Origin of the sequence: Marinomonas lutimaris (genome assembly GCF_019426345.1) — a bacterium.
Classification (GTDB): Bacteria; Pseudomonadota; Gammaproteobacteria; order Pseudomonadales; family Marinomonadaceae; genus Marinomonas; species Marinomonas lutimaris.
In genome coordinates, this window is sequence record NZ_JAHLLW010000002.1 from 210,455 (window position 1) to 229,440 (window position 18,986).

Sequence of the window (18,986 nt, forward strand, 5' to 3'; positions counted from 1 at the left end):
CTAATTATTTTATTGTGCTATCAATGATATTTTGAATGTCATCAAGAATGGCATGGGCAGCAAGCGGGCCAGCAGCGCTCGTCCATAATTGGCCATTTACTGAAAAAACTTTGTCTTCTTTTACAACATTAAGACGTGAGAAAGAGGGGGAAGTTTTGGCTGCTTCAAGTGCGTCTTTACCTTCAGTATTTAGTGTTGCTAAGAACAACCAGTCACTGTCGATTTTAGATAAATTCTCTAAACTAAGAGGGCTACTATGGGGGCGGCCTTCTTTTATCACGCCTGCATCGTTGATGATAAATCCAGTTGCTGCGAGAACATCGGTAGAGAAAATCTGTGATGACATTACGATAGGGCCTTGTGGCATCCAGCGCGCTAATGTTGCAGAGCGTTCGTCTTTTGGTAGTTTTGCAGTAATGACATTTCTCAGAGCGTTTTCACGAACTTTTATGTTATTCAGGATGTCATCCATCTGCTCGCTTTTGTTTAGTGCTTGTGCATACACTTTGGCCACCGTGATCCAGCTATCAGATACCATTCCAGGGGAAAGAGGGACGATAGTTGGCGCAATTTTAGACAAGATGTTGTATTGATCCTGAGGTAAGTTCGCCGACGCTAAAATCAAATCTGGACGTTGTGCTGCAATAGCTTCTAAGTTGTTTTGACGAGAAGTGCCTACTATATTAACGCCACTAGCGCGTTGTTGAATGTATTCTGCTACAGAATCTCCACCACGAGTCGCAATAGCGCCTAGCGGTTTCACACCCAGTGAAATTGCGCTGTCTAGGGCATCTTCAGACAAGGTGACGACGCGCTTCACTTCATTATTAACTTTTACTTCGCCATATTTTGTAGTGACGTTATGTTCACCAGCAAAAGCATTTAATGAAGCCGTAATGCAGGCACAGAGCAAGATTTTCTTAAAAGAGGGGCGATTAAGCAACATAACGAATTCCTTTGGTTTGAATATCTATAGCAGCTGTATGGTTGTTACTGAGCAACAAGTAATCAACAACGCAGAAGTGCTTTAGTAGGATAATAAGCGGCGCTAATGATAACGCTTCTTATTATTCTTTTTAACTGGTTATGCTTAATTAAGTATGACGGGATGCGGAACGCATCGTTTTACAAACTGCATGCTTGCATTCACATCTAGGTGGAGGCGGAAATGAAATTTATTGAAAAAAGCGCTCGTTTACCGAGCGCTTGAAGATATTAATAATAAGCCTTGATTAGGCACTTAATGCTTCTGAACTCTGTGTCGTTTCTGTGTGATAACAACAATCCAAAAGCATTCGCGTATAAGGCTCTGAGGCACCATGGTTAGCAAGATTCACTGATGAAATGGTTTCGACAATATGACCATTTTGCATAACGGCAATGCGATCACATAGATAAGTCACCACACCAAGATCATGAGTCACCATTAGATAAGTCAGACCTTCTTTTTCTTTTAAGTCTTTTAGTAAGTTGAGGATTTCTGCTTGAACAGACACATCCAATGCTGAAGTTGGTTCATCTAACAACAGGATTTTAGGCTCAAGTATCAAGGCTCTGGCAATAGCAACGCGCTGACGCTGACCACCAGACAGTTGGTGCGGTGAGCGGTAACGGAAGCTGTCATCCAGTCCCACTTTTTTGAGTATAGCGCTAATTCGCTCGTCTCTATTGTCTATTTTGTGAATTTTTAACGGTTCAGCAAGTGCGGTTTCAATGCTGTGTCTTGGGTGTAAAGACCCATACGGATCTTGGAAGACCATTTGCATATCGATGCAGCGTTTTTTGTCGAGCTTATGTAGCAGACGATTACCATTAACAGAAAGCTGCCCAGACCAATGATTGTATTGTCCTGCTAGACAGCGTAGGACAGTGGTTTTTCCAGAGCCAGATTCACCCACTAGACCAAAAGATTCGCCTGCTTGAATCTGGATGTTTACGTCATGCAAAATTTTGCTTTCGTTTGCGCCCGTACCAAAAGATAGGTCGAGCCCTTCAATGTTTATCATGTTCATAAAAACGCCCTCAATTATATAACCAGCTAGGATCTCGCTCTAAAGTAGGGAGGCGGTTGCGAATGTCGCCTATTCTTGGTGGTGCTTTTAGCAAACCTTGAGTGTAAGGATGTTGAGCATTTTCCAGCTCACTGGCTTTGATAGATTCCACGACACGACCAGCATACATAACGAGTACGCGATCACAATAATTGCGTACCAGATCGAGGTCGTGACTGATAAAGATCAGTCCGATGTTTCGCTCGCTGATCAGCTCATCAAGTAAGTTCAGTACTTGACGTTGCACTGATACATCAAGGGCAGACGTTGGCTCGTCGGCAATGATAATTTCTGGCTCAGGAATCAGCATCATAGCAATCATAACCCTCTGACCCATACCCCCAGAAACCTCGTGAGGATAGAGCGAATAGACCCGTTTAGGATCACGGATTTGAACTTTTTCAAGCATGATTAAGGCTTTTTCTTGTGCGATTTTTTTGCTTACCTTGTAATGGGCTAAATAGGCTTCGGCAATTTGGTCGCCTACTTTCATAACAGGATTCAGCGAGTATTTTGGGTCTTGCATTATCATTGATATACGACGACCACGAATATCGCGCATGGTTTTTTCGCTGGCATTTAACAAGTCAATATCACCAAACAGCAGTTTTTCTGCTTCAACGGTGGCATTTTTAGGATGCAACTTTAATAAACTGCGTCCTACCGTGGATTTGCCTGAACCTGATTCTCCTACAATAGCGAGCTTCTCTTGTCCTAGCGTAAAGGATACGTCGCGTACCGCATTCACTTGGCTCCCTTCATGAGAGAAACTAATTTGGAGATTTTTGACTTCTAACTTTGTATTTTGCATAAGAAAGCACGCCTTTAGTTTCTAGGGTCGAGTAGGTCACGTAGACCATCGCCAAGTAAATTGAACGCTAGACTGACAAGCATAATTGCAGCGCCAGGAGCGGCGACGAGCCACCAGTTTTCTAACATATAACTACGGCCAGTGGAGATCATTGCACCCCATTCAGGTAGTGGTGCTTGTGCCCCTAAACCTAAGAAACCTAAGCCAGCGGCTGTCAAAATAATCCCCGCCATGTTCATGGTAAGACGCACAATAACGGAGGATAAACACATAGGAACAATATGACGGAAAATGATACGAGTAGAAGACGCACCTTGTAACTGAACGGCCACAATGTAATCCGCTTTGCGCAATTGCAGGGTTTCTGCACGAGCCAAACGGGCGATTGGCGGCCAGCTGGTCAAGGCAATGGCAATCACCGCATGCTCTAAGCCAGGCCCTAATGCCGCCACAAAAGCAAGCGCAAGTATTAGTCCAGGGAAAGAGATAAAGATATCGGTTATACGCATGAATATGGTATCGATTACACCGCCGAAGTAACCAGAAATCGTTCCAATGGCTAAGCCTATTGGGCCGACAATAACAGTGACTAAGGTAATGATATATAAAGTAATGCGAGAGCCATAAACAAGGCGACTAAAGATATCGCGACCGAATTCATCGGTACCAAACCAATGTTCGGAGCTAGGCGCTTGCAAACTGTTACTAAGTTCCTGAGCAAGAGGGTTGTGTGTTGCAATCCATGGTGCGAACATCGCGACGATAAGCAATAACATCACGACAACAAGCCCTGCTGCGGTCAAAGGATTACGAATAATTCGTTTACAGCCGTGTGCTAGCGTTTGTAATAGCATCAGCATGCTAGCACTGGCTGATTTTGAGGTGGCGGATGGCGCCATAGTAGAGTTTGTAATCATTTTCGTGTCCTCGGATCGAATACTTGATAAAGCAAATCTGTCAGCAAGTTCATTGAAATAAAGATAAGACCAATGAGTAATACTGAGGCGACAACGGCATTCATATCACCAAGTAAGAGGCTACTGGTGAGATATTGACCAAACCCTGGCCAAGCAAAGACAGTTTCAATTAACACCGCACCTTCTAATAGGGATCCATAGGATAGAGTAATAATAGTGAGCAATTGCACGAGAATATTGCGAAATGCATGACGCCAGATGACTACATGTTTAGGTAAACCTTTAACTTGAGCGGTTAAAATGTACTCTTGTGAAAGTTGCTCTAGCATGAAGCTACGCGTCATACGAGTGATAAACGACACTGCGTTTAAACCCAATATAAAGGCAGGTAAAATAATGTGCTTGATGGCGCTTTGAAAAACATCCCAATCTTTTGCTAGGGCTGAATCAATTAGCAACATGCCAGTGACTGGATCGACAAAACCATCGTAGGCTAAATCGACACGACCTGAACCGCCAACAACATTAAGCCAAGCGTAAAATATGATCAGGCCTATCATGCCGACCCAGAATACAGGTGTTGAGTAGCCAAATAGACTAATAACACGAATGATATGATCCACCGTTCTCCCTTTATTGACGGCAGCGTATACGCCTAAAGGAATGCCGATAAAAATACCAAAGATAATGGCAACCGTGGCAAGTTCTAAGGTCGCTGGAAAGACACGTGCAATATCTTCTATGACTGGACGGCCAGTGAGTAGGGCGTTGCCAAAATCACCATGAGCAAGATCATTCAAATAATAAAAGTACTGAACGTAGATGGGCTTATCTAGACCCATTTCTTGATAAACTTGCTCATACGTTGAGTTATCAGCATCGGGCCCGATAACGGAAAGAACCGGATCGATAGGCATGACCCGACCGATAAAAAACGTCAATGCAAGCAGCCCCAATAGGGTGATGGCGACGGAGCTTAGGCCGCCAAGAACGCGCTTAATGCGCGAGTTAGATAAATGGAAAGTAAGCAAAATAAGTCTCCAAAAATAAAGAGGATAAGCCACCAGCACCTAAGTGCTTAGTGGCTAGTACTAGCAAAATCAGGCCAATACTTTAGTTGGAAATGTCATTCCTTAACGCTCTTTAGTGACTTCTCTTAGTCGTGTCGTAGCGGCTTGGTGACCTTCGTAGTGCTTCACATCGGTTCTGAGTAGAACGGTATCAACCATTTGTGAAATTGGGAAAATGGCGCCAATTTGAGTGTCATAAAGGTTCTGGACGTCCTGATACATTTTGATTTGTTTCTGAGCGTCTTTTTCCAATAATGCCGTTTCAATCAGAGTGTTAATTTCTGGGCTGTAGAATGCTGTGCGCCAGCCTTGGAAATTGGTTAGTTTTGCTTCGTCACTGTTGTCTGGGTTGTAGACCAATGAGCGCAGGTTAGAATGAGGATGTGGTTCGATACCGCCGCCACCACGACCGACTAGCATTTCAAAGTTACGCTCGCGCATCGCGCCATAAACCTGATTGCCTGTACCGGTAATAATTTCAGCATTAATGCCAGCTTGAGCCAGTGTGGATTGCACGCTGGTGGCGATATTGATGAAAGGTAATTGCGACAGCACTCTAATGCTAGTTTTGAAGCCATCAGGGTAACCGGCTTCTGCCAATAATGTTTTGGCTTTTTCGATATTTAAGGCATATCCAGGTTCAGGAAGGGTTGCTGGTAACCCTAATTTGACTGGACGTTGGTGCAAAACACCGTAGTTTGGCATGATCGAATCATTGATGCCTTGATAATCAATCAAATAGCGTACGGCTTCGCGTACTTTTTTATTAGAAAATTTCGGATCTTTCATGCTCACAGCAACGTAATAAAGTGTGCCGCGAATGTCTGCTTCAGTGCGAACATCATCGTCCTTTTTTAAGGCTTCGATGTCAGGAATAGACATGCCCATGGCAACATCTATATCGCCACGTTCTAGCATTAGACGTAGTGATTGAGACTCTGTCATATGGCGCATGACGATGCGTTTCATTTCAGACGGCGTACGCCAGTAATCATCAAAACGATTCATTAAAACGCGATCTTTTGCACGCCAATCTTTTAGCTCAAATGGACCAGACCCTGCCACGTTTGTAGTTAACCACGCGTGAGCTAAATCGCCATTTTTTTCGTGTTTTAACGCTTCTTTTTTATCAATGATAAAAGCACTTGGGGAACTGCCTAATGTGTATAGTATTAATTTAGGGTCGGTTTTTTCCGGAAGCGTTATTTCAAGAGTGTAATCATCCGTTGCTTGGATAGCTTGCTCGACATTGTCGGCACTAAAACCATAGGTTTTCCAAGTGGAGGCGAGAGCTAAGTTGAGCTTTAGTACACGTTGCAATGACCAAGCAACATCTTGTGCCGTTAGCTTATTGCCAGAGTGGAAAGTGACGTCATCACGTAATTGGAACGTGATGTGAGTGCCATCTTCACTGATTGTCCAGTTCTTAGCGACAGCTGGCGAAATTTGTGACGCATCTTTTGGCGCAAGTTCGACTAACATGTCATACAAGTTTGAGTTGACACCAACTACATCCAGACCGCTTGCTGAAGCAGGATCTAGCGATAATAAATTGTCCATGCTCATACCGATAACCAGTTGGTCGTCTGGTGTAACAGCGTATGCACTTGGTGCAATCGCTGCACTGATTGCCATGGAAAGCGCGCAGTATTTGAGTAGATTTGAAACGTTCATTTTGCTTCCTCTTTATTTTTGTAATGGATAAGCATTGCCGCTGACGTGTGTGAACCATTTGTTTCAAGCAATGGACAGCGGCGTTTCATTTGTTATCTGGTTTGATTAATAAGTTTCTACCGTGTTGTTAGCGATGTATTCAAAGTTAATGTCTTCACCTAGACCAGGTCTTTGAGGAAGGTGGACATATCCGTCTTTATCCATAGGATCGACAATGCTATTTAAGTAAGCTGGAACGTCATCGTATTCTAGGAACGGATGCAGTAAGCCACGCTCATACCAAGCACAGTTCTTAATCGCACCTACAACCGCAAGGTTAGCCGCACCGTTACCGTGGATTTCGCAGTTCATTCCGAATGAATCAGCAAGGTGAGAGACCTTCATACAAGGCCCAATACCACCCACACCAGCTACGCCAGCACGTAAAATGTCACAGGCTTCATTTTTAACCCAGCTTGCACGGCTAAAGTGTTTACCAGATAGAGATTCTGGTCCTAACACAGGGATATCTAAGTTTTTTGCTAACCAAGCATAAGATTCGGTGGACTCTTCTGGCATAGGTTCTTCGATCCATTCAAAGTTAAGGCGTTCTAGTTCTTTACCAATTTTGAATGTGTCAGTACGGCTATACCAATGGTAACCATCAAGCATCAAGGCTATGTCAGGCCCAACCGCTTCACGCACTGCGGCACAGGCACGAATGTCCATTTTTGGGCTAGGAGCGAATGAAACAGGAGGCATCCAAGTGTGAAGTTTGATGGCTTTGTAACCACGTTTTACCAATGTTTCGGCAAAGTTTGCGTAGTCTTCCGGCGTTGCTAGGCCGCCTTTAAGTTCATCGCCACACATGGTACTGCCGTACGCCAATACTTTATCGCGGTAACCGCCAAGTAGTTGATAAACAGGAGTGTTAAATTTACGGCCGATAAGATCCCACAGGGCTTGTTCAACTAATGCGAGGGCACGGTCTGTTAATTGGCCAGCACTGCCACGTTGCCAATGAGCAAGCTCTTGCCATAAGCGCTCTCTGTGCATGGCGTTTTGTCCGATAAGTACTTTTCGAGCAAAGGCATCTAAGATGTGTTTGCGAATAACTTCAGGAGGGCCAAAGGCATAACCTTCGTCACCAGACTCGGTAGTTATGCGCAGCATAGCCATTTTGGTTTGCTTTTCATCGCCAGGATGAGCATGGCCAGCGGTATCTACTGATCGACGGCTGAGAAAAGTAAAAACGTCCACTGAAATGGATTTAATGATCATAAAGTAAGCATCCTGTTTAATATTTTTATCTTTTAAGAAACTTTTTTGTATATGAGGCAAGATAAATTCGCTTGCTAAAACGATAGGTTTTTAAAAATAAAACGCTATTTCATTTATCTTCCAGATAAGTTGTATGATGTATTACCAATAGAGTCAATAGTTGTTTGATAAAAGTTAGTTATCTGTTTGTTTTATTTTTCAATAAAAACATTTAGAAACAATTAGTTAAGTTATTTTCTTAAGGTGAAGAAATATTAAGTGAGTTGAATCGGAGGACGGTTGGTGATGGTTTTTTGTTAAAAAGTAATACTAAGCGCTTATTTTTTGGTTCTGAAAAGCAAGAATACGACGTCTAATGATTATTCAGACGTCGTATTTGGAGGTTTTGAAAAGTAACGAGAGGACGACTAAGATTAATCGAACGAAAAGCCAAATAGATTTAGGTCGGTTTTATAAGGGATTTCTTTCGGGTTGGTTTGTAGCTGTTCTATTAGGTTTAAATAAGTGGTCATTTGATGCGCCAACAGATTTTTGTCACTAGGAATAGAGGTTGTAAACTTGGTGGCTCGCAACATGCTTTTAATCCCATTAGTTTGGGTGAACTCTTTTCTTTCTAACAGAATCACTTCTTCGCCCATGTGCCAAAAAATATCTAAGTCTCTAATTTGCATAGGGCTAATGGGTGGCACCAAAGGCACAATGTCGTTAGGCGTTACCACTCTAATCAAAGGTAAGTTATCAAACTTATTCGCGCCTGTAACATTGGTGACTTTAGGCTGACCAAAGGTAATTACCTGTTCTATTGGATAGCCATCTTTTTGCAAGTACATAGCCAGAATAACGGCAATAGCACCGCCCAAACTGTGGCCTGTTAGGTGAATTGGCTGGTCTTTCGTTAGGAAAGGTTTGATGTCTTCGTAAACGGCTTTTGCGCCAGAGCCAAAACCTTGATGTAGTTTTATATCAAGAATGGCGTCTGGCTTTAACTCTAAGTCTAAATCCAACATGGCATTTTCTAGGTTTGCGGTGCCCCGAATGGCAATAGTCTGAACGCCATTGGTGCGGCTTAAAAAATAACTCACTTGAGATAAGGGAATTAAAGACTGATGTACTAATGTTTGGCCTTGTTCTTGAAGGCGTTGTTCGAGCGTATTGGCTTCTAGATAGGTATCGTCTGATAATTTGGCTTGGGCTTTAATAATGGCAAAATCAGGTGCTGCAAACGCCAATTGGAAAGGCATTACAGTCAAAAGAGACAGTAAAATTAACGTGTTTTTTAGCATGAGGAAATAAAAGCAACATAGTAAATAGGGAAGCGCAGAGTACTAAAAAATGGCTTTTACGAACAGCGGTTTATTATCCTCTACTGATGGCTTTGGTAAGTTCGTACATGACTTACCAAAGCATCGAAGAGGAGAAGGTAACGCTGAATTATAAGTCGCAACCGCTCCAATTTATACGTCTAACACCGCCAATATTGAAAGTAGATAGTTTGTAGAAGCTGCCTTTCATCATGTATACCGCATAAGCGCGAGCCAGTGTTTTTTTGATTTTTTGTAGGCTGTTTTTTGTCGCCATTTTTTTCATGGTTTTTTCCCCTTCAGGTTGGTTTGTGCACTGATAATAGGGCCGCATATTCTGCTCAACAAACGACGTATTTTCACTAAAATGATGAAATAAACTCACTGATCATGGTGTTTTTATATGACATTTAAATTAGCGCTAAATAACCGGAAAATATAAGGTTTTTTGCATGTTTCATTCATAAAACTAATGGAATGTGGTGCATTTGAGGATGTTTAAAATTCAATGTTTTGACCGATTGGATATAAATGTTGAAACGCATCAAACATTGTTATAACGCTTCTATCAAAAAACTTTAGAAGAAGCGCCAAGTGATACAAAGAGCAAGGTTTGAGCTTATAGATTGTTCTTATATTTCAGCATGAACGTCGCTTTGCCTTTTTTAGGATCGAACAATTTATTTAGGTTTTTATCATTAAAGCTATCGAACTGCCCCATCTCTTTTGTTGATTTTCCAGAACCTCCCAAATCATCGTTGTTCATGGCAACTAAATAATGGCTAACGTCAGAGACCGCTTTGCGATAGCCATCTTTTGTGGTTAAGTCATACTTATCGAGATCAATGTCTTTGCGTAGTTCTCGTGACCAATAGAACTCTAGAAAGGGCACTGGCTCTGCAGGTTTATCCCAAGCAATATCTCGTGAAAAGTACATAAGTGAACGATATTTATCGTTTTCGAAATGCTCCATCCCCAGTGATGTTGGCAAGGTTTTATAAGTGATGTCGTTACCCTTACTGTTTTGTAGCCAAGTATTGCCATCCGCTATCATCGCGTTCCAGAATTGACTCATATTGGTTAGATTACGATAATCTTTGGCGACAACGACATTTATTTTAAATTGCTCTCCGCCACCTTGCATATGCCAAAATGCATTTAAAGTATGGTGGCCATCTGTTAAGTAGTAATGACCGTTAGGGGCAATCACAATGGTTTTCATGTCTTTAAGGCGCGAACCTACTGGTTCATCGCATTGAAAGCTTGTGGCATCGTTTGGTGTTGAGTTTGTATCGAAATGCGCCAAGCCCTTTTGGCCATTTGCTTCACAGATTTCATCAAATTTTTTCTTACTATCCAGCTTATAGCGTCCCAATTTGTAATACACCTGATCATAGCCAATTGATGGTTGAGTAGGGATCAAATCGCGAAGCGTTACTTGAGTTACCTTACCGGCGTATAACGTCTCGGCATTGGTAAACGTAGAAACAATAATTAATACAGCAGAAAGCAACGGCAATAGAGCTTTAAATTTCATTAAATGGTTCCTTAGGGCTCAATTCAATGTGGGCATTCTACAAAGCTATTGTGACATTAATGTTTTGATGGTCGTATTTGCAATGTTATTGATGCCGTTATTAACCAATATAGATTTTATAGGGAAATATCATGATTAAAATTCGTCCATATCAAGCTAACGATGCTGAAGCCCTGTGGCATTTATTTTTTAATACGGTTCGTGTTGTGAATGCTCGGGATTACTCTCAAGCTCAGATTGAGGCTTGGGCGCCAGAGTCTTTTGATATGTCTGTTTGGCAAAACAAGATGACGGACCTCCAACCTTTAGTCGCTGAGTTAGATGATGTGATTGTGGGTTATTGCGACTTACAGCCAGATGGTTTGATTGATCATTTCTTTTGTCATCATGAATATCAGGGGCAAGGCATAGGAAGAGTGTTGATGAACTATATTTTATGCTTAGCAGACGAACGAGACGTTTCTCGTCTTTATGCTCATGTCAGTATTACCGCACGCCCTTTCTTTGAGTGCTTTGGCTTTTCGCTTGTGAATGAGCAGAAAATTTCTGTGCGTGGTCAGGAACTGACTAATTATGTGATGGAAAGAAGGTTTGAATAAACACTTAGAGGACTTATTTTCCGTCTTGATATGGAAAAAAAGAGAATGGTACCGAGTACAAGCCGATACCATTCGGTGGTTTTAAGGACGAACAATAATTTTCACAGCGGATTCATTGTTGTGAATTAAGGTATCGAACCCTTGAGAAATCAGGTCATCTAATTCTATTCTTTGAGTAATAAAAGGTTCTAAGTTTACCTTTCCTTCTTCAACCAGTTTAATGGTTTCTGCATGGTTGTTTACATAAGCAATCGTACCGCGAATATCCAGTTCTTTCATGACAACGCTATGAACATTGACTGTAGCTGGATGACTCCAAATGGAGACAATCACAATTGTCCCTGTCGCTCTGGTGCTTTCAACCAAAGTATCTAAAACCTTGTTGTTACTGGTGCATTCGAAAGAAACATCTACACCACGGTTTTCCGTAATCTTCATTACTTCGTCTGTGACGTTCACTTCAGTTGGATCTAAAATGTAATCCGCTACGCCTGTGTCGAGAGCTTTTTCTTTTCGCTTCGCACTTAGCTCTGTCATGATGACAGTGATGCCTTTTGCTTTTAAAACTGCTGATAACAATAAACCGATAGGGCCACCGCCGCCAACTAACGCAACATCACCAGCTTTTGCTCCACTGCGGACAAACGCATGGTAGCCAACGGCCAACGGTTCAATTAAAGCAGCTTGATCTAAAGGAATTGAATTCGCAATAGGATGAACCCAACGGCGTTTTACAGCGATTTTTTCGGATAAACCACCACCGCAGCCACCAAGACCAATAAAGTTCATATTCTTAGAAAGGTGATAATTTTCGCCGGGGCCAGTCGGTACATCATCGGCAATAATATATGGTTCTACGACAACATGTTGACCGACTTTAATGTCTTCTACGCCTTTACCAACCGCGTAAACAACACCAGAAAACTCATGCCCCATGGTAACTGGTGCAGATTCTCCCGAAATAGGGTGAGGATGGCCGCAAGGCGGAATAAAAATAGGTCCTTCCATAAATTCATGTAAATCTGTACCACATATACCACACCAAGCAACATCAATGCCTACCGTGCCAGGTTCAACACTAGGCTCTGGGATATCCTCGATACGGATATCACCTCTATCGTAAAAACGAGCAGCTTTCATTTGGCTTTCCTTGTGTTTGATTAAAAAAGTGACTCAGCCAAGCTACGGAGCGCACTGTTGGAAGTCAAATTGAATGAAAAAAATCACACCTATTACTGACAATTATCAATTAATTCGAATAATAAAGTCATGGTATGAGTAATCTAGTGATCTTTTTTAGCGAGTTGGATTGTCGGTTATGCATGGTCTATTTACTTTTGTTCAGAGATAAAAATTGACTGGTTTGGAAGTAAAGCAGAGATTCTTATTTGCTGGGTCTAAATAGCTCCAACTATCACCAAGAGTTGTAATGGGTTAAACTGCGTGCCCGCAATTTCCCCTAACACTAACCCGAGTATCTAATGAGCGCTGAGTTTTCTATTTTATCTGCCACCTTGTTGTTTTTGTTTGTTATCGATCCGTTTGGCAATATTCCTATTTTGTTGTCGGTGATGAAGGGTGTTCCGCAGAAACGTCAATACCAAATTGTGGTACGCGATGGCTTGATTGGTTTGGTTATTTTGGTGTGTTTTTTGTTTTTTGGTGCAGAGTTTTTGGCCCTGCTGCATTTGGAAACGGAATCCATTTCTATTGCCGGTGGTGTGGTATTGTTCGTGATTGCCTTGAAGATGATTTTTCCATCGCCTTATACGAAAGACGCAGGTCCCGTGATGGAGCCTTTTATCGTGCCAATTTCTATTCCTATGTTGGCAGGGCCGTCCACTTTGGCGACGCTGTTGGTAATGGTAAAAAGCTACCCAAATGATCAGCAAGACTTATTAATTTCAGTCGGTGCGGCTTGGGCTATTTCTGTGATTATTTTAGCAATGGCACCTTTGTTGAATCGAATACTGAGAGAGAAAGGCTTGGCAGCGCTAGAACGTTTGATGGGGATGTTGCTATTGATGATGTCGGTGCAGATGCTAGTGAACGGTGTGCGTAGTTTGTTTACCCACACGCTAGCTTCATTGTAGCTGACATAAATGAACCATAAACCCTTCTACGGAAGGGCTAATGGTTGTTTGGATACAGCAATCCCATTTAGGTCGCAATAGATATAATCCCCCTGGGCGATCGTCATTCCCGCAAAGTGAAGTGTTTTACCTAAATCGCCTAAGCCGCGCTTTTCCGTTGGCATTGGGTGCGCGCATAAAGCGTGAATGCCGATGTTTAGTTGTGATTGAGCTGCTATGTCACGAATGGCTCCGTTTATCACAAATCCTTCCCAACCATTGTTGACGGCTTTTTCTGCCAACATATCGCCAAGCAAGGCACGTCGTTTACTGCCGCCGCCATCAATAACCATGACTTTTCCTTTGCCATTTTCAGCGACTAATTCTCGTACTCGACTGTTGTCTTCAAAACACGATACGGTGACCACTTCACCATAAAAGTGAGTGCGTTTTCCGTAAGAGGTGAAAATAGGTTCTGCGATTTGCAGTTGTTCTGGGTACAGATCGCATAGATCAGGGAGGAGGTCTTTCATGTTTACACCCGTTTAGAATCAAAAGTGGTGTTATTGACTCTAAACAGGTGATTATTAAATGGCCAGTTTTTCTAGCGGATATTCAATATTCAGTGATCTGATTAGTCTTCTATTGCAGGAATGTCGCTTGGGTCGATTAGAGCATGTTCTACCGCTATTTGTAGCAGCAAAATGACGAGTTCATCTGGTGGTAGCAGGTGCAAAGGCGTTGTTTGGCCTTGTTCTGCTACGGCATCGTCTAGGTCAACGTCCCGTTCTTGAAACCACGAGTGAATACTTTGTACTTCGAAACTTGGTTCTAGTCCTTTTATCTCGTAAGTGGCTTCGACTAAAAGATTAAGCGATTCTGGCTCAAGGGCATAAATCACATCGGTATCAAATTCATTGATCCATTCTGCCAATATGTCGCTGGCTTCAAAACCAAATTCGTAGAGTTGTTGTTCATCAAGGTCGTGTGCGTTAGGCTCGATACGATGGTTTTCTAACCATTCGTCGTCAGGTATCACCAGTACCTCTTTGACTTGTGCTTCGTGAGTCGACCAGGTAAAAAGTAATGGAAAGGCTGGCTCGTCGGAAGAGTTGGCGACAGCCGTCATGAATATAGGTAAACTTGCCATAATTTAGAACCAATGTTTGATTGTTAAGGAAGAGTAAATGACCAGCCGAATCAAGATCAGTAGTGCGTTTGATGGCGGTAACATCTCCGTTATTAATGCTTCGGAGCCGGACAATATTAGAGTAAAGATCCCTAATGATACAAACTCTAAATTTTTGCAGTGGTTTTATTTTCGTTTGCAAGGCGGAATGGGTGAGCAATGTGTCATCCAATTTGAGAACGCCAGCGACGCAGCTTACCCAGATGGCTGGGTAGATTACCAAGCTGTAGCGTCTTACGACCGTGAGTATTGGTTCCGCGTACCAACCGAATATGTAGACGGTAAATTGGTGATAACTCATCAGCCTGAACAAGACAGTGTTTATTACGCGTACTTTGCACCTTACAGCTACGAGCGTCATTTAGATATGATTGCTTGGGCAGCCAGCAATGAAGATTGTATTACCGATCATTTGGGCGAAACAGCCGAAGGTCGTGATATCACTTTGTTGGAGATTAGCAAAACCCAAGGCTTGGCAAAAAACATTTGGATTATTGCTCGCCAGCATCCTGGTGAAACCATGGCGGAATGGTTTATCGAAGGTTTACTTGAGCGTTTGTTTGATGAATCGCACCCGATAGCGCGCTCGCTTTTAAAGCAATGTCGCTTTTATGTTGTGCCAAATATGAACCCAGATGGCGCAGTGCACGGTAATTTGCGTGTGAACTCCAAAGGCGTAAATTTGAACCGTGAGTGGAAGAATCCAACCGCAGAATTCAGTCCAGAAGTGTTGGCAGTTCAAAAGAAAATGGCTGAAACTGGCGTTGATTTATTCTTGGACATTCATGGTGACGAAGCTTTGCCAGTTAATTTTGTGGATGGTTGCCAAGGCGTACCGTCGTTTGATGCTCGTATGGAAGCGATGGAGACTCTGTTTAAAGATGTCTTTACGGCGGTCAGCCCAGATTTTCAGACCGAGATCGGTTATACGCCATCACAATTTGGTGAAGCGAATTTAACTGTGGCAACCAAATGGGTAGGGGAAACCTATAAGTGTTTGTCTTTCACCCTAGAAATGCCATTTAAAGATAACAAAAACTTGCCTGATGATGTTGTTGGTTGGTCTCCGGAGCGCGCGAAAATTTTGGGAGCAGATGTCTTGTATCCAATCCATCAAGTGATTAATAGCGCTCACATGAAAGCGAATGATTGATTTATGTCGGTTGTAAATAACGACTCATTAGAGTTATTAAAACTCGCCATGCGCCAATTCGCACAGGAAAGAGAGTGGGAGCAATTCCATTCTCCTAAAAACTTGTCTATGGCCTTGGCGGGCGAGACAGCTGAATTGTTGGATTGCTTTCGCTGGTTGACAGAAGAGGGATCTTATCAATTGGATGATGATCAGATGTCGGCAGTGAAAGATGAGCTTGCGGATGTGTTGCTTTTTACGGTTCGTTTAGCGGATAAATTGAACGTCGATTTATTTTCGGCAGCAAAAGACAAAATTGCCAAAAATGCCGAGCGTTATCCAGCCGAAAAAGTGAAAGGTAGCTCGAAAAAATACAATCAGTATTAACGCTCGGCCTTTAATTGTTCTATTTGTGGCTATTTTCCGTTAATTGTAGAGTAAATCTTGATTTGGTATCTAGCGAATTTAAGCAAACTGGATTAGGATCTGGCTTTCAAAATTGCAATGAATTTAATGCCCATATTTATTTTTATAAAACGTAATTTTAGGACGAAGAAAAATGCCTAAGGCAAGTGAGATCAAAAAGAATATTGCTATCAGCTATGACAATAAAACGTACATAGTAAAAGACATTGAGCGTTCTGTACCACAGGGCCGTGCTGGCGGTAGTCTTTATCGTATGCGTATGTACGATGTGGTAACTGGCCGTAAATTGGATGAAACGTTCAAAGATTCCGATATGATCGACCTTGCCGATCTTGTTCGTCGTCAAGTAATGTTTTCTTATTCTGATGGTGATGAATATGTTTTCATGGATAACGAAGACTACACGCCTTACAGCTTGAATAAGAGTGCTGTTGAAGAAGAAATTCTTTTTGTTAACGAAGAGACAGTGGGTATTCAGGTTGTCTTAGTTAACGACGTGCCTGTTGTTATCGAATTGCCGACTAACGTCGAGTTAGAAGTCGTCGAAACCGATCCTTCTATTAAAGGCGCTTCTGCAACCTCTCGTAACAAACCGGCTAAATTGTCTACTGGTGCGGTGATTCAAGTGCCTGAGCATATTTCTACTGGCGACCGTATTAAGGTTAACGTAGAAGAGCGTAAGTTTGCAGGTCGTGCTGAGAAGTAATTCTTCCACCGTCTTTGTTAAAATTAAAAAATGCAGCCAATCGGCTGCATTTTTGTTTTGGAAATCAAGAATAAGAAAGAGCTTACTTACTCTTTTTAGCCGCCTCTTTCATTGCGTCTTTGGCTTTTTTCTCTGGATGATTGTTTGCTTCTGTCAGTCCAGCTTCGCGTTGTACCGCAGCCAATACTCCGCGCAAAATCCCCAGTTCTTGTTTCTCAGGACGAGAGCGATTAAAGAATCTATGCAGCTTGTCTAAAACTTTACCTGGATGGCTACGGATGATGAAGTTGATGCCATACAGTGTTTCTTCTAAATGTTCGTAGAAAAGATCCATGTCTTTCTTATGTGGGTATTCAGGCGTTTCTTTTTTGTAGTTTTCTTTATTTTGATTTGCCATCCATATTTCATAAGCAACAATTTGTACGGCTTGCGAAATATTCAACACCGGATATTCATCGTTAGCGTCGATATAGACTTGGCGGTGACATTGAGCGATTTCATCGTTTAATAAGCCGGTCGTCTCACGGCCAAAAACAATAGCGACATTATGATCAACGGCTTCTGGAATCACGCTTTCGGCGCATTCACGAGCATTCATAATAGGAAGCTGAAAAGTGCGATGACGAGCGCTTGTGCCAATGACAAGACTGCAGTCTGCGATGGCTTCTTCTAAGGTAGAAACGATAGTAGCATTTTCAAGGAGATCAACAGCACCGGCAGCGCGGCTGGTGGCTTCTTCCGATGGATAGTCATTTGGGTCAACCAAATAAAGGTTGGTTAGTCCCATATTCTTCATGGCTCTGGCAATAGCGCCGACGTTACCAGGATGAAAGGTGTTGATCAGTACGATTCGGATGTTACTTAGCATGGGTCGTGAAGTACTCAGGGTTGTTTATCAGTTAGGGTGATTATGGCTTCAGCGTGAGTGATTGCTCGGTGCTGGCGAAATCGACATTGTCTAAGATGACTTTGGTTGTGTCATTAAAGAGGAATTGGTTACAGGCGTGATGATACAGGGAACCTGTCTCCAACACCAACCGGTAGTTGCCTCTTGGGATGTAATTGGCTGCGTAAGCTTGTTTTCCATACAAATAGATGGAAAAGGGTGCTTGTCCGTCATAGGACTCGAAGGTGAGCATGCTGTGCTCAGGTAATTGATTGAGAATGCGTAAGCGGCTACTTCCGTCAGCTACACCAATTAACTCACCATGCTGAGGTGCGGCACCGGGTTGACCGTAGCAGCCAGTTTGGATTGCATGTTGCGCGCTACCAAAGCCGATGTTTTTTGCTTGTACCCAGCCGCTCACACCGTTATAGCTTACGGTTAACCAGTTGCCTTGTGATTTAATGCTTTGTAGGTCAGATTGTACTGGGATGGTTTGCAAGATAGCACTGGATACATCTGGTTCAGCATAAAGCGTTGTATCTGCCAAGGTGTAACTTATTCCGACACGAAACTGCGGATATAAGCCACTTATGTAGGAGGCTACTTTTTGCTCGGCAGTTGCCTCTTGCTTTGATGATTGCCAATAGAGTGTGCTGTAAATACCGGCAGCAAAACAAGCAATATAGGTTGCTGCGCGAAAGGCGGCTTTTGCTGCGTCTAATCTAATCGGCTGGCTCACAGGATCGTTATAGAATGACTGCGTGGATTGAGTAAATTCTTCTTCATCGTCAACAAAGGATTGATAAGGCGGTATGTCTGGTTTTTCACTGCTTTGGTTGTCGGTGTAACTGTAGCCTTGTGAAGTGAAGTTTTTAGATGCTTTGAAGGCTTCTTCGTAAAGGGCTTTAACACGCTTTTCATTTAGGGTATTTCGTGCTGCTTTGATGGCATCGTTACGTGTTTTTTCATGGTGCGCGTTGTTACGCTTCATTTCTTCGTAGGCACGTTGCCGTTCTTTGACAAAGGCTTCTTGTTCTTTGTCTGTGGTGGTCGAATAGTTTGTGTAGCGATTTTTTGCACCAGAGCTCTGCGTATTTTCTTTGGTGAAAGTAAAAGGTTTCCAGTCGTTGACTTGTGCCCCTTGGCGAATAGCATTGGTGACATTTTCATAAGCGGCCTGAAGACGCTGGAAAAGTTCTGTTGTGTCTTTGTCAGGATTTTTGTCAGGGTGATAGCGCCTCGCCAAACGTCTAAACGCGGTCTTTGCTTCCTGCTCGCTGGCGGTAGTTGGAATTTCCAGTAGTTGATAATCGTCTATTAGGCTCATGCGATGTCAGCTATTAACCGTGTCTTTG

At 42.6% G+C, this 18,986-nt stretch carries 20 protein-coding genes; 5 read left to right on the plus strand and 15 right to left on the minus strand.

All coding sequences use genetic code 11. The annotated features are described in order from the left end of the window. Nucleotides 1-4: 4 nt before the first annotated feature. The 10 genes from KPL72_RS03870 to KPL72_RS03915 all read right to left on the minus strand — a co-directional run bounded on the left by KPL72_RS03870 (nucleotide 5) and on the right by KPL72_RS03915 (nucleotide 10,621). Nucleotides 5-946, minus strand: a complete 942-nt coding sequence (locus KPL72_RS03870; protein WP_219701940.1) for an ABC transporter substrate-binding protein — start codon at nucleotides 944-946, stop codon at nucleotides 5-7. 286 nt (nucleotides 947-1,232) lie between these two features. Beyond that, on the minus strand, nucleotides 1,233-2,012 hold the full coding sequence (locus tag KPL72_RS03875; RefSeq protein WP_219701941.1) for an ABC transporter ATP-binding protein: 780 nt from the start codon (nucleotides 2,010-2,012) through the stop codon (nucleotides 1,233-1,235). A 10-nt stretch (nucleotides 2,013-2,022) separates the two neighbouring features. Beyond that, the gene (locus tag KPL72_RS03880; protein ID WP_219701942.1) at nucleotides 2,023-2,862 is read right to left on the minus strand and encodes an ABC transporter ATP-binding protein; all 840 of its coding nucleotides are present in this window, start codon (nucleotides 2,860-2,862) and stop codon (nucleotides 2,023-2,025) included. A 14-nt stretch (nucleotides 2,863-2,876) separates the two neighbouring features. Continuing rightward, nucleotides 2,877-3,779, minus strand: a complete 903-nt coding sequence (nikC, locus tag KPL72_RS03885; protein ID WP_219701943.1) for a nickel transporter permease — start codon at nucleotides 3,777-3,779, stop codon at nucleotides 2,877-2,879. Beyond that, the gene (locus KPL72_RS03890) at nucleotides 3,776-4,810 is read right to left on the minus strand and encodes an ABC transporter permease (RefSeq protein WP_249411755.1); all 1,035 of its coding nucleotides are present in this window, start codon (nucleotides 4,808-4,810) and stop codon (nucleotides 3,776-3,778) included. Before KPL72_RS03890 ends, nikC begins: the two co-directional genes overlap by 4 nt. Before the next feature lie 102 nt (nucleotides 4,811-4,912). Next, nucleotides 4,913-6,523 carry an ABC transporter substrate-binding protein gene (locus tag KPL72_RS03895; RefSeq protein WP_219701944.1) on the minus strand — a complete coding sequence of 537 codons (1,611 nt, stop codon included), beginning with the start codon at nucleotides 6,521-6,523 and terminating at the stop codon, nucleotides 4,913-4,915. Nucleotides 6,524-6,628: 105 nt separating this feature from the next. Then, nucleotides 6,629-7,783: a mandelate racemase family protein gene (locus KPL72_RS03900; protein ID WP_219701945.1), complete on the minus strand. Its 1,155-nt coding sequence runs from the start codon at nucleotides 7,781-7,783 to the stop codon at nucleotides 6,629-6,631. 413 nt (nucleotides 7,784-8,196) lie between these two features. Beyond that, a complete protein-coding gene (locus KPL72_RS03905) occupies nucleotides 8,197-9,066 on the minus strand; it encodes a lipase family protein (protein WP_219701946.1) in 870 nt (289 codons plus the stop codon). Nucleotides 9,067-9,214: 148 nt separating this feature from the next. After that, nucleotides 9,215-9,370, minus strand: coding sequence for a hypothetical protein (locus KPL72_RS03910; RefSeq protein ID WP_212918720.1), 156 nt, complete (start codon nucleotides 9,368-9,370; stop codon nucleotides 9,215-9,217). A gap of 333 nt (nucleotides 9,371-9,703) precedes the next feature. After that, a complete protein-coding gene (locus KPL72_RS03915) occupies nucleotides 9,704-10,621 on the minus strand; it encodes a ParB/Srx family N-terminal domain-containing protein (protein WP_219701947.1) in 918 nt (305 codons plus the stop codon). Nucleotides 10,622-10,752: 131 nt separating this feature from the next. Between KPL72_RS03915 and KPL72_RS03920 the strand changes: the two genes are divergently transcribed. Beyond that, nucleotides 10,753-11,220 carry a GNAT family N-acetyltransferase gene (locus KPL72_RS03920; protein ID WP_219701948.1) on the plus strand — a complete coding sequence of 156 codons (468 nt, stop codon included), beginning with the start codon at nucleotides 10,753-10,755 and terminating at the stop codon, nucleotides 11,218-11,220. Nucleotides 11,221-11,301: 81 nt separating this feature from the next. On the opposite strand, the gene KPL72_RS03925 is transcribed toward KPL72_RS03920, so the two are convergent. Then, the gene (locus KPL72_RS03925; protein ID WP_212918723.1) at nucleotides 11,302-12,360 is read right to left on the minus strand and encodes a 2,3-butanediol dehydrogenase; all 1,059 of its coding nucleotides are present in this window, start codon (nucleotides 12,358-12,360) and stop codon (nucleotides 11,302-11,304) included. Nucleotides 12,361-12,701: 341 nt separating this feature from the next. Here KPL72_RS03925 and KPL72_RS03930 point away from each other — a divergent pair, with 341 nt between their 5' ends. Next, on the plus strand, nucleotides 12,702-13,313 hold the full coding sequence (locus KPL72_RS03930) for a MarC family protein (protein WP_212918724.1): 612 nt from the start codon (nucleotides 12,702-12,704) through the stop codon (nucleotides 13,311-13,313). Between the two features lie 26 nt (nucleotides 13,314-13,339). Here the strand turns inward: KPL72_RS03930 and KPL72_RS03935 are convergent, their stop codons facing one another. Together KPL72_RS03935 and KPL72_RS03940 are read right to left on the minus strand one after the other, a co-directional pair. Beyond that, nucleotides 13,340-13,825, minus strand: a complete 486-nt coding sequence (locus KPL72_RS03935) for a putative 4-hydroxy-4-methyl-2-oxoglutarate aldolase (RefSeq protein ID WP_219701949.1) — start codon at nucleotides 13,823-13,825, stop codon at nucleotides 13,340-13,342. A 101-nt stretch (nucleotides 13,826-13,926) separates the two neighbouring features. Then, a complete protein-coding gene (locus KPL72_RS03940; protein WP_212918726.1) occupies nucleotides 13,927-14,442 on the minus strand; it encodes a hypothetical protein in 516 nt (171 codons plus the stop codon). Between the two features lie 37 nt (nucleotides 14,443-14,479). Here KPL72_RS03940 and KPL72_RS03945 point away from each other — a divergent pair, with 37 nt between their 5' ends. The 3 genes from KPL72_RS03945 (at nucleotide 14,480) to efpL (ending at nucleotide 16,745) form a co-directional block, all read left to right on the plus strand. Further along, nucleotides 14,480-15,634: a M14 family metallopeptidase gene (locus KPL72_RS03945; RefSeq protein WP_212918727.1), complete on the plus strand. Its 1,155-nt coding sequence runs from the start codon at nucleotides 14,480-14,482 to the stop codon at nucleotides 15,632-15,634. A gap of 3 nt (nucleotides 15,635-15,637) precedes the next feature. After that, entirely contained in the window at nucleotides 15,638-16,000 is a 363-nt protein-coding gene (locus KPL72_RS03950) for a nucleotide pyrophosphohydrolase (protein WP_219701950.1), read from the plus strand. Nucleotides 16,001-16,172: 172 nt separating this feature from the next. Continuing rightward, nucleotides 16,173-16,745 (plus strand): elongation factor P-like protein EfpL, encoded by a 573-nt coding sequence (efpL, locus tag KPL72_RS03955; RefSeq protein WP_219701951.1) that lies wholly within the window; start codon nucleotides 16,173-16,175, stop codon nucleotides 16,743-16,745. An 82-nt stretch (nucleotides 16,746-16,827) separates the two neighbouring features. Here the strand turns inward: efpL and trmJ are convergent, their stop codons facing one another. Together trmJ and KPL72_RS03965 are read right to left on the minus strand one after the other, a co-directional pair. Next, the gene (gene trmJ, locus KPL72_RS03960) at nucleotides 16,828-17,613 is read right to left on the minus strand and encodes a tRNA (cytosine(32)/uridine(32)-2'-O)-methyltransferase TrmJ (protein ID WP_219701952.1); all 786 of its coding nucleotides are present in this window, start codon (nucleotides 17,611-17,613) and stop codon (nucleotides 16,828-16,830) included. Nucleotides 17,614-17,653: 40 nt separating this feature from the next. Then, nucleotides 17,654-18,958: a DnaJ domain-containing protein gene (locus KPL72_RS03965; RefSeq protein WP_219701953.1), complete on the minus strand. Its 1,305-nt coding sequence runs from the start codon at nucleotides 18,956-18,958 to the stop codon at nucleotides 17,654-17,656. Between the last annotated feature and the right edge of the window lie 28 nt (nucleotides 18,959-18,986).